7 protein-coding genes are annotated in these 10,159 nt (G+C 65.7%); 3 read left to right on the forward strand and 4 right to left on the reverse strand.

Annotated elements, in window-relative coordinates; all coding sequences use genetic code 11:
* Nucleotides 1–4 precede the first annotated feature (4 nt).
* Together GR328_RS24545 and GR328_RS24550 are read right to left on the reverse strand one after the other, a co-directional pair.
* Nucleotides 5–4,834 (reverse strand): NAD-glutamate dehydrogenase, encoded by a 4,830-nt coding sequence (locus GR328_RS24545; protein ID WP_160888288.1) that lies wholly within the window; start codon nt 4,832–4,834, stop codon nt 5–7.
* Between the two features lie 113 nt (nt 4,835–4,947).
* Entirely contained in the window at nt 4,948–5,301 is a 354-nt protein-coding gene (locus tag GR328_RS24550) for a winged helix-turn-helix transcriptional regulator (RefSeq protein WP_160888289.1), read from the reverse strand.
* 97 nt (nt 5,302–5,398) lie between these two features.
* Here GR328_RS24550 and GR328_RS24555 point away from each other — a divergent pair, with 97 nt between their 5' ends.
* From GR328_RS24555 to GR328_RS24565, 3 genes are all read left to right on the forward strand, one after another.
* Nucleotides 5,399–6,415: a zinc-binding alcohol dehydrogenase family protein gene (locus tag GR328_RS24555; protein WP_160888290.1), complete on the forward strand. Its 1,017-nt coding sequence runs from the start codon at nt 5,399–5,401 to the stop codon at nt 6,413–6,415.
* 284 nt (nt 6,416–6,699) lie between these two features.
* The gene (locus GR328_RS24560) at nt 6,700–7,080 is read left to right on the forward strand and encodes a DUF2794 domain-containing protein (protein WP_160888291.1); all 381 of its coding nucleotides are present in this window, start codon (nt 6,700–6,702) and stop codon (nt 7,078–7,080) included.
* 117 nt (nt 7,081–7,197) lie between these two features.
* Nucleotides 7,198–8,193: an SDR family oxidoreductase gene (locus GR328_RS24565; protein WP_160888292.1), complete on the forward strand. Its 996-nt coding sequence runs from the start codon at nt 7,198–7,200 to the stop codon at nt 8,191–8,193.
* Between the two features lie 9 nt (nt 8,194–8,202).
* Here the strand turns inward: GR328_RS24565 and GR328_RS24570 are convergent, their stop codons facing one another.
* Together GR328_RS24570 and GR328_RS24575 are read right to left on the reverse strand one after the other, a co-directional pair.
* Nucleotides 8,203–9,432, reverse strand: a complete 1,230-nt coding sequence (locus GR328_RS24570; protein WP_160888293.1) for an MFS transporter — start codon at nt 9,430–9,432, stop codon at nt 8,203–8,205.
* Between the two features lie 23 nt (nt 9,433–9,455).
* Nucleotides 9,456–9,992 (reverse strand): GNAT family N-acetyltransferase, encoded by a 537-nt coding sequence (locus tag GR328_RS24575; protein WP_160888294.1) that lies wholly within the window; start codon nt 9,990–9,992, stop codon nt 9,456–9,458.
* Nucleotides 9,993–10,159: the final 167 nt, after the last annotated feature.

Here is a 10,159-nt window from a genome sequence, read left to right on the forward strand (position 1 = left end):
GCCTTCAGCCTGTCCTCGCCAGATCGCCGAGCAGGCTCGCCGCCACGGTGATCTTGGACAGGGTGAGCCCGGAGGAGACGATGCTGTCCACCGCGCTCCTGATGCGGCTCACATCGGCACCGCGCTTCTCGCTCCAGGCCCTGACCGCCTCCGCGCCGGAGGCATCCTGCGCAGCGACCTCCGCCGTGAGGCCGCGATGGGCATAGGCGATGCTGTCGATGGCCCGATCGAGCGCCAGACGGTCGAAGTAGTCGCTGACCGCGATCTCATGCGCAGCTCCGATGAGCGATCCGAGGCGGAAAGCCGCTTCGAGCGCGAAATGCGTGCACGCGATATCGCTCACGGGCTTGCCCGCTTTCTGCGCGGTGAGCACGATGTCGGGCGCGGCCACCAGGTCCGGCAGGGCGGCGATGCGGCGGGCCAGGCCCTCGGGCGTGCCCTGATCCATCAGGCCTCCCGCGCGGGCGTTCAAGGACTCGCGCGCTTCGGGCGACAGCGTTTCCGGCAAGCCGCGCTCCACCTCCGCGATCCCGGACCGATAGGCGCCGATGATCGTGTCGAGGGAGTGGCTGCTGAAGTCCACGTTGCGGATGAACCAGACAATGCGGTTCATGAGCAGGTTCTGGAGCTCGCCGTAGAGGCGCAGCTGAACCTTGCCCGGCACCACCCCGTCGAGCGCGTCGATGGCGAGGTTCATTTCGGTCAGGTCGAAGGCGTCGCGCGTGGCCGCATAGGCTGCGGCAATCGTTGGCGCATCCGCTCCGGTCTGATCCACGAGACGCGCCACCACGGTGGGGCCGCCCCTGTTGATGATCGCGTTGGCGAGCTGCGTTGCGATGATCTCGCGGCGCAGGCGATGACTTGCGATCGCATCAGGGAAGCGCTCGCGCATGGCTGCCGGAAAGTATCGCTCCAGCTCCTTGCCGAGATAGGGATCGTCCGGAACGGCGCTGTCGAGCAGCTCGTCGTGCAGCGAGAGCTTGGCATAGGCGATCAGCACAGCGAGTTCCGGACGGGTGAGCACTTCGCCGCGGCGGGCACGCTCGATGAGCGTCGCGTCGTCGGGCAGGTATTCCACCTTGCGGTTGAGGCGGCCCTGCGCTTCCAGCATCTGCATGAGACGGCTGGCAAAGCCCAGATCCGCAACGCCGCGCTTCTCGGAGAGGGAGAGCGCCAGGGTCTGAAGATAGTTGTTGCGAAGCACGAGGCCCGCGACCTCATCGGTCATTTCGGCGAGAAGGGTGTTGCGCGCCTCTTGCGTCAGACGTCCGTCACGCTCGGGAGTGGTGAGCGCAATCTTGATGTTCACCTCGACGTCGGAGGTGTTGACGCCCGCCGAGTTGTCGATCGCATCCGTGTTGAGGCGCACGCCGTTCTGCGCCGCCTCGATTCGGCCGCGCTGGGTCATGCCGAGATTGGCGCCCTCGCCGATCACCCTGGCGCGCACCTCCGCGCCGGTGATCCGAATGGGATCGTTGGCGCGATCGCCCACCTGCTCGTCGGTCTCCGCCGAAGAGCGGATATAGGTGCCGATCCCGCCGAACCAGAGCAGGCCCACATCGGCCTTGAGGATCGCGGTCATCACTTCCGCGGGCGTGGCCTCGTGCCTGTCGAGACCGAGCAGCGTGCGCATTTCGGGCGAGAGCGGAATCGATTTCGCGTTGCGCGGGAACACGCCGCCGCCCTTCGAGATCAGGGACTTGTCGTAATCCTGCCAGCTGGAACGCGGCAGATTGAACAGGCGCTCACGCTCCTTGAACGCACCCCCCGGATCCGGGTTTGGATCGAGGAAGATGTCGCGGTGGTCGAAGGCCGCCACGAGCTTGATCGACCGGGAGAGCAGCATGCCGTTGCCGAACACGTCGCCCGACATGTCGCCGACGCCCGCCACCGCCACGGGCTCCTTCTGGATATCGATGTCCATCTCGCGGAAGTGGCGCTTCACCGCCTCCCACGCGCCCCGGGCGGTGATGCCCATCTTCTTGTGATCGTAGCCCTGACTGCCGCCGGACGCGAAGGCATCGCCCAGCCAATGCCCCTTCTCGATGGACAGCGCGTTCGCCGTGTCGGAGAAGGTGGCCGTACCCTTGTCCGCGGCGACCACGAGATAGGGATCGTCCCCGTCGTGGCGCACCGTATCGGCCGGCGGCACCACACGATCGCCTTCGATATTGTCCGTGAGCTGCAGGAGCGTGCGCACGAAGATACGGTAGCTCTCGGTGCCCTCCGCAAGCCAGGCCTGACGGTCGCTCGCAGGCGGCAATTGCTTGGGCACGAAGCCGCCCTTCGCACCGACCGGCACGATCACTGCGTTCTTCACCTGCTGCGCCTTCACGAGGCCCAGCACCTCGGTGCGGAAATCCTGCGGGCGGTCGGACCAGCGAAGCCCTCCGCGCGCGACCTTGCCATAGCGCAGGTGCACGCCTTCGACGCGCGGCGAATAGACGAAGATCTCGTAGAGAGGCTTCGGCAGGGGCAGACCCTCCACCTTCGCGCATTCGAACTTGAACGCGATGGTCTGACGCGGCAGGCCGTTGCCTTCGAGCTGGAAGAAGTTCGTGCGCGCGGCTGCTTCGATGAGGTTGATGAAGCGGCGCAGGATGCGGTCGTCGTCGAGGCTCGTGACGCCTTTCAGCTGCTCCTCGATGGCGACACGAACGACCGCTTCGGCCTCCGCCGCGCCGCCCTGGCGCGGGTCGAAGCGCATGTAGAAGAGCTTGACGACGTTCTTGGTGATCTGCGCATGGCGGGCGAGCGTGTCGGCCAGATAATCCTGTGCGTAAGCCACCTGGATCTGACGCAAGTAGCGGCCGAGCGTGCGCACCATCGCCACGTCGCGCCAGCCGAGGCCCGCTTCGAGCACGAGGCGGTTGAAGCGATCCGATTCAGCTAGTCCGCGGAACAGGGCGAGGAGCGCCGCCTCGATGAGGGTCCGGATCTCGTCGATCCTGATCGCGCCGCCCGCCGCTCGCTCCAGAGCCATGTCGTGGAGCCACACCCGGTCCATGCCGGACACGCCGGTGGAGACGACACGGTAGGTTCGCTCGTTCACGACCCGGAAGCCGAGGTTTTCGAGCAGGGGCACGCGGTCGGACAGCGGCAGCGCCGCATTGCGGGAGAAGACCTTCAGATTGATGCGGGTCTCGTCGTCGCCGTCGCGGCGATAGAGATCGACGGCGCGGGGACGGGCCTCGGAGAGCTGCTCCAGAAGCGCGATGTCCTTGATCGCCTGCTCGGCGCCGAAGGCCTCGCGATAGGCCGCGCTGAAGGCCTCCGCGTAGCGTGCGGCGAGCGCACGGGCGCGAGCGCCGCCGATGGTCTCGTCGAGCTGATCGCGCAAGGCGTCGCCCCAGGTGCGGACGATGGACGCGATGCCCTTTTCCAGCGTCGCGCGGGAGACCTGCGGAGTCCGCCCCTCGTCGCGCCCGATGATGTAATGGGTACGCGCCAGGGGTCCTTCCGGATAGGTGGGGTAAGAGGCGGAGACGCGCCCCTCGTAGATGCCCGCAAGGAACTGGCCGATGCGTTGGCGCACGCTCGTGTCATAGCGGTCCTTGGGCACGAACACGAGCACCGACACGAACCGGTCGAACTCGTCGGCCCGCGCCAGCGCCCGCACCCGCGGACGCTCTGACAGGTTCATGATGTCGATGGCGAACTGATAAAGCGTGTCCTCGTCGATCTGGAACAGCTCGTCGCGCGGGTAATTCTCGAGAACGTTGAGGAACGAACGACCCGCATAGCTCGCCGGATCGAAGCCGGCGCGCTCGACGACCTTCGCCACCTTGTGGCGCAGATAGGGCACTTCCGCCGTGGTGTTGGTATAGGCGCTCGCGGTGAAGAGGCCGACGATGCGCAGCTCGCCCTGCATCCTGCCGTCCGCGTCGAAGAGCTTGACGCCCACATAATCGAGATGCGCGCGGCGATGGACGCGGGACTTGACGTTGGCTTTGGTGATGATGAGCGCCTTGGGCTTTTCCAGGAAGGCGCGGATCTCCGGCGTCATCGCCACGAGTTCGCGGCCGCGGCGCAGCACGCGCACGCTCGAGTCGCGCAGAAGCCCCAGGCCTGAACCCTCGACCGGGTCGGCAGCGGTGTCGGCGGCGGGCAGGCGGTATTCGCGAAGCCCCAGGAATGTGAAGTTGTCGCGCGCGATCCAGTCGAGGAAAGCGATCGCCTCCCGCACCTCGTCGTCGGGCAGCGGAGGCGGATTGAGGCGGTAGTTCTGGACGATCTCGGTGATGCGGGCGCGCATGCCGGGCCAGTCGTGCACGGCGAGAGCCACGTCCTTGTGGACGCGGCGCATGGATTCGATCAGCCGGTCGCGGGTCTCGGCATCGTCGATGCGCGGGAGATGAACGTGGATGAAGCTCTCGCGCTTGACACCGCGGCGACCCGTGCCGGTGGCCTCGCCCACGAGGCGCAGGAGCCCCCCGTCGGTGCCGCGTTCCACGGCGAGGATCGGATGCGCCACGAGATAGGGTTCGTAGCCCTGGTCGACCAGTTCGGCGAGAGTAGAGTCGAGCAGGAAGGGCATGTTGTCGTTGACGATCTCAAGCACCGTCACGTCCCGGCGGCGGCCCTCGCGCTCGACCTCCTGGTCCACGAGGCGGATACCCTCGCCTCCGCCCGGGCGGGGAGCCTGGAGGTGCTCATAGGCCGCGGCGGCGAGCTCCGCAAGCGCCGCAGGCGAATAGGCGGCGAGATCTTCGGGCGGAACCCGCCCATAGAGATCACGGACGAAGGTGGGCGGAATGGCTTTATGCCCGGCTTTCAGAACCGCAACGGCCTCGGCCGTCAGTTCGCTTCCGCTGGTCGGCGTTTCCAGCTTCATGCGCGTATCCTCTTATGAGCGTTGCGGGAGGGTTGCCACAGAGTGTCGGGTCGCGCAACACAACCCCGGGCTTCTTCCGGCGGCAGGGTTAAGTTTCTGCGGACGCGGCAATTTTATGCCGCTTTCGCCTCGAAAGACGACAGATTCGTGTCTCCCCAGTGCTTCAGGGCCATGAGCACCGGTTCCAGGCTTTGCCCTCGCGCGGACAGCGAATATTCGACTCGCGGCGGAACCTGCGCGTAAACCGTGCGGACAATAAGGCCATCGGCCTCCAGCTCGCGCAGCTGGTGGGTGAGCATGCGGTGGGTCACCTTGGGCATCTTGCGACGAATCTCGTTGAAGCGGAGGGTGCCCTTCAGCAGATGGTAGAGGATAACCCCCTTCCACTTCCCATCGATCAGATCGAGCACGCCCTCTACCGAACAACCCGAGCTGCGGAGATAGGACGTGCTGCGAGAGCGAGGCATGACAGTATCCTTTTCGACACTACGTGCGCTTTTTGTGCGTTCTTGCGAAAGCTAACATTATCCGCCACCTCTGTCTCCACGCAACAGGAGACAAGCCATGCGTGCCGTCGGATACCAGCAGCCGCAGCCCATTGCGGCAGAATCGTCCCTCATCGACATCGACCTGCCCCGACCTGTGCCGCAGGGGCGCGATGTTCTCGTCCAGATCAAGGCAATTTCGGTCAATCCTGTGGACACCAAGGTGCGCGCCACCGCCCAGCCGGAGGACGGAGGCTACAAGGTTCTCGGCTGGGATGCAGCCGGAATCGTAGTCGCGTCAGGCCCGGGGGCCTCCCTTTTCAAGCCGGGAGACGAGGTCTTTTACGCCGGAGCCTTGAACCGCCCGGGCACCAATGCGGAGTATCATCTGGTTGACGAACGCATCGTGGGAAGGAAGCCCGCCTCCCTGGATTTCTCCGCAGCCGCGGCTTTGCCGCTCACGGCCTTGACGGCCTGGGAAACCCTCTTCGATCGCCTCGAGGTTCGGAAGCGCCGCGTACCCAGCGCCTCGTATACAATCCTTATCATTGGAGGCGCGGGCGGCGTCGGCTCGATCGCGATCCAGCTTGCGAGACAACTCACGGATCTGACTGTCGTGGCCACCGCCTCGCGTCCGGAAACCAGGGATTGGTGCCGCGATCTCGGCGCCCATCATGTAATCGATCACAGCAAGCCCCTCTCCGAAGAATTTCGGGCTCTGGGCCTCGGCGATCCCGGCTTCGTGTTCGCGACGACCAATAGCGTCGCTCACTTCCCGGAGATGAGCGCCCTCATCGCTCCCCAAGGCCATGTGGCGATCATTGAGGCCGCGGGCATTCCCGATGTCACTCTGCTCAAGTCGAAAAGCGCCGCCCTGCATTGGGAATTCATGTTTACGCGCTCTACCTATCAGACGGCTGACATGCAGCGGCAGCACGAGATCCTGAACGAAGTCTCGCGCCTTGTGGATGAGGGCACGATCAGGACGACACTCGCCGAGGTGCTGGGACCGGTCAACGCGGCCAATCTCAAGCGAGCTCACGCTTTCATCGAAAGCGGCCGCGCGAAAGGCAAGATCGTGCTGTCCGGGTTCTGAGAAAAAGAAAGGCCGCCTGGAAAGGCGGCCTGTGTCTCGAGGTTGGTGGCCCGGCTCTCCAAAAGCGTGGAGGGCTGGGGGGCTGACGTGTCCAAGCCGATGGTCGAACCGGGCCGTCGAGGCAACGTGAGTATTTACGATATTCAGTGAGGCGCCTTATGGGCACCATTGCGGCAGGAATATGATTTGCGGCGAAAGGGGTGATTCATTCGGCCTTCACGGGTTGATCCGATCTTACGCCGGACCCATCATCAGTTTCGAGAAAGCCAGCAATGGGAGTTTTCATGAGCGAAGGCGACATCTCAGAGCCGCTGCGCGGCGGCTCGGTGCAGGGCACGGCTCGTATCCTGTCCTTTCCCGCCGCGCCGAAGCAGGTGTCCTTCAACCGGGCCGAATTGCAGACCATTCTCAATCTCTACGGCCGCATGGTCGCCGCAGGCGAATGGCGGGATTACGCGATCGATTTCACCCCCGACAAGGCGGTTTTCTCGGTTTACCGGCGCACTTCTGAAATGCCTCTCTATCGCATCGAAAAAGACCCCAAGCTCGCCAAGAGGCAGGGAGCCTATTCGGTCGTCGTTTCGACAGGCCTGATCCTCAAGCGCGGACACGAACTCGACCGCGTCCTGCGCGTGCTCGACAAGCCCAAGGTGGTGTCGAACTGACGCAACCCTCTTTTCCCGCAACTCGCTCCCGGGATTTCCGGCCGCTTGTCCGTCCGCAGGAACACCCGTCCGCCCCTCGCGTTGGCGCATGATCATGCAGCAGCGACGAGGGTTGCCATGACTCGCGAGATGGCCGGTCTTTCCGTCGTGATGACGGGCGCGTCGAGCGGCATCGGCCGCGCCGCGGCCCGTGCCTTCGCGCAGCGAGGCGCGCGCGTGGCTCTGGCGGCGCGCCGTGCGGAGCTGCTCGAGGAGGTGGCCCGCGAGTGCCGGGACCTGGGCGGCGACGCCATCGCCGTGCCGACCGATGTGACCGACGCCACATCCGTCGCGGCGCTGGCCGGCGAAGCGCAGCGCGCCTTCGGGCGCATCGACGTGTGGATCAACAATGCCGGCACCGGCGTATTCGGCCCTTACCAGGATGCGGATCTCGCGCTGCACCGGCGCACGATCGAGGTGAATCTGCTCGGCGCGATGCATGGCGCCTACATGGCGCTTCCGATCTTTCTGAGGCAGGGACACGGCACCCTCATCAACACCGTCTCGCTCGGCGGCTGGGCGCCGTCGCCGTTCGCCGCCGCCTACACGGCCTCCAAATTCGGATTGAGGGGCTTCTCGGCGAGCCTTCGGCAGGAGCTGAAGGATTGCCCGGACGTTCATGTCTGCGCCGTGTTCCCGGCCATCGTCGACACGCCCGGCCTCGAACACGGCGCCAACGTTTCCGGCCGGCGGATCGATCCCGGCCCCGTCATCTACGCGCCCGAGGACGTCGCGGAAACCTTCGTCTCCCTTGTGCGCTGGCCGCGCGACGAGGTGGCGGTGGGATGGCCCGCACGCGCGGCGCAGATCGCCTATGCCCTGGCTCCCGGCCCGACGGAGCACCTGATGGGAGCGGCCATGCGACGCGCCCTGAAGCGCGCCTCCCCCGCGCGACGAACACGGGGGGCGCTGCTTAAGCCCGTCGCCACGGGCCGCGGCGTAAGCGGCGGTTGGCGCGAGCGGAAGGGCCTGCCGTTTTCCGCGCGCCCGGCCAGCAGCATCATCGGCGTGATGGCCCTGGCGGGGCTGGTGTTGCTGGCCGGGACGAAGGCCGCCGCGCGCCTGCGGCGTTGAATCGGGGATCTAGCTCTCGATCGTCTCCGGCAGGGCCAATAGCCACAGGCTGGAGATGAAAATGCCAAGGGCCCCGGCCCAGAGGATCGGCCGGATGCCGATGCTGTCGGCCAGCACTCCGGCCAGCAAGGCAGCCACGATGCCGAGGCCGGAACTCAGGAGATGGACCACGCCGCCCTCCCGTCCGCGCAATGCATCGGGCGTAACCGTCTGGCGCAGCGCCAAGGCATTGGTGTGGAAGACCACATAAAGACCGTCGCCGAACAGCTGCCCCATGCAGAGCAGCGTCACCGCGAGCCACAGGGGCCCTTGTGCCAGCGGGATGAAGCCCGTCACGATCGCGTACGCCACCAGCACGCCAATCAGCAGCTTGTGCGGTGAACAACGTTTGCCGGCCCATGCGGCGACCCGAGCGCCGACGACGGCGCTCACGCCCCCGAGGGCGATCACGAAGCCGAGAATGCCTGGAGGAATGCCGAGATCGCGCACGGCGTAGAGCACATAGAGCGGCGCGAAGAAGGACAGGAAGAACATGAGCGACGAGATGGAGAGCGTGAGCGGCCTCAGTACAGGATGCGCGAAGACGAAGCGCAATCCCTCGGCCGCTTCGCGCCATAGGCTCGGAGCATGCTCACCGGTTTCGATCGGCGCTTCCGTCCGCCGGATCGAGGCCAGAAACGCAGCCGACCACAGATAGGACAAAGCGTCGATCAGAATGGCGAAGGGAGCAGTGAACAGCTGGATGGCGACGCCCGCGGCTGCTGGCCCGGCGACCTCCGCCAAGGCCTCGGTGGTGGCCAGCTTCGCGTTGCCTTCGAGGAGCTGGCCCTTCTCCACGACGCTCGGCAGATAGGCATTGTCCGCGGTCTGAAAGAGCATGGAAAACAGAGCGACGATGGTGGCGACGCCCATGACATGGCCGATGGTGATGGCGTCATGCCAGGCTAGGACAGGAAGGCTCATCAGGGCCGCGGCCCGAACGAGATCGGAAAGGATCAGCACGCGCCGCCTGCGGGTCCGGTCGATCCAGGCACCGGCGAAGGGACTCAGAACGAGGCCCGGCAGGGCGCTGAGTGCCACCAGCAGCCCGAGATCCGACGCTCCGGCGCCCAGCGACAGGGCCGCGATGATGGGCAGACCCTCCCGCGTGAAACGCGTACCAATGGCGGACAGGCTCTGAGCCGCCCACAGACGCAGGAAGTCGGGATTGTCCCAGAGCCCACCGCGCGGTCGGGCCATGAAACCGGCCAACATGGGCGGAACTAACGGATCGGTCGAGTCGGCGGCTCACTCATGCCGCGTCCAAGGGGCCGCTGCATGAGCACGGTGGAGAGCCAGCGTCCGTGCTTGTAGCCGATGCCCTTGAGAATGCCCACGGACGCGAAGCCGAGGCTCCTGTGCAGGGCGATGGAGCCCTGCGATTCCTCATCGCCGATCACTGCAACCATGAGCCGGAAATCACGAGCCTCGCATTCCTCGATCAGGGCCTTCAGCAGCAGCCGCCCGATGCCCTGCCCTTGTGCGGACGGAGCGACATAGATTGAATCTTCGACGGTGGAGCGATAGGCAGGCCGGGTGCGGTAGGCCCCCGCATAGGCATAGCCGAGGATCTCCCCCTCCCGCTCCGCGACCAAATAGGGGTAGCCGCCCTCGAGGAGGGCGGCACGCCGGCGGGCGATCTCGGCCGCTGCAGGCGGATCGAGCTCGAACGAGGCCGTGCCGTGCAGCACCGCATGGGCATAGATGGCCGCGATGGCGGGAATGTCGGCTTCAGCCGAGGGGCGGACGAGAGGATTCATGCGCCATTGGTAAGACGAAGCTCTGCCGCGCGCAATCGGGCAGCAGAAAGCCCCGGCTTTGGGCCGGGGCTCCTGAGAATTGTCCGTACCGTCGTCCTTACTCGTTGCGGTTGCCCAGCAGCGCCAGGAGGAACTGGAACATGTTGATGAAGTCCAGATACAGCTGA

This window comes from Microvirga makkahensis, from assembly GCF_009830105.1.
GTDB lineage: Bacteria > Pseudomonadota > Alphaproteobacteria > Rhizobiales > Beijerinckiaceae > Microvirga > Microvirga makkahensis.

Coding starts and splice junctions, on each gene's coding strand:
- GR328_RS24575 (WP_160888294.1), bottom strand. CDS start 9,992: ATGAATCCTCTCGTCCGCCCCTCGGCTGAAGCCGACATTCCCGCCATC.
- GR328_RS24545 (WP_160888288.1), bottom strand. CDS start 4,834: ATGAAGCTGGAAACGCCGACCAGCGGAAGCGAACTGACGGCCGAGGCC.
- GR328_RS24560 (WP_160888291.1), top strand. CDS start 6,700: ATGAGCGAAGGCGACATCTCAGAGCCGCTGCGCGGCGGCTCGGTGCAG.
- GR328_RS24550 (WP_160888289.1), bottom strand. CDS start 5,301: ATGCCTCGCTCTCGCAGCACGTCCTATCTCCGCAGCTCGGGTTGTTCG.
- GR328_RS24565 (WP_160888292.1), top strand. CDS start 7,198: ATGACTCGCGAGATGGCCGGTCTTTCCGTCGTGATGACGGGCGCGTCG.
- GR328_RS24570 (WP_160888293.1), bottom strand. CDS start 9,432: ATGGCCCGACCGCGCGGTGGGCTCTGGGACAATCCCGACTTCCTGCGT.
- GR328_RS24555 (WP_160888290.1), top strand. CDS start 5,399: ATGCGTGCCGTCGGATACCAGCAGCCGCAGCCCATTGCGGCAGAATCG.